Source organism: Staphylococcus sp. EG-SA-2, assembly GCF_017152085.1.
In genome coordinates this window covers 1-380 of sequence record NZ_JACYHC010000309.1, presented here as the reverse complement: position 1 = coordinate 380, position 380 = coordinate 1, and the positions used below count along the sequence as shown (strand labels likewise).

The following is a 380-nucleotide window of genomic DNA, read 5'->3' as shown; positions in this document are numbered from 1 at the left end:
CATTATTGAGACAATTGAAGAAACATTAATTATTCAACAACACGGTCGCGAAGAACGACAATTAGCTGAAAAAGAATTACAACAATTAGAACAAGATTTAAAGTCACATTTAGTGAACATCAAAGGACCGAATAAACAATCATAAATTACGAATTAGATATAACAAAAAGGAAGCATCCTACGATTAAATTGGAGATGCTTCCTTTTATATTATTCGTTATTCCTGTTGATATTTAATTGGATCTTGTTTTATAAATATGCCGACTAGATAGCCTAATATCGTTGCAATAATTGCTACTGGGAACCACTCTAAAGAATACGCTCTTAGAGGCAATGATTCTATAAAGTTAATTTTCAGCCAACCTAACTTACTAATAACA

General features: G+C 30.8%; 1 protein-coding gene and 1 pseudogene. One reads left to right on the top strand and one right to left on the bottom strand.

Annotation, left to right across the window (positions count from 1 at the left end):
• Nucleotides 1-145 (top strand): toxic anion resistance protein (locus IDG60_RS03045; RefSeq protein ID WP_206160481.1); only part of this gene is annotated, 145 nt, incomplete at its 5' end.
• Between the two features lie 72 nt (nt 146-217).
• Here IDG60_RS03045 and IDG60_RS03040 read toward each other — a convergent pair.
• Nucleotides 218-380, bottom strand: a pseudogene (locus IDG60_RS03040) (branched-chain amino acid ABC transporter substrate-binding protein); the annotation flags it as partial.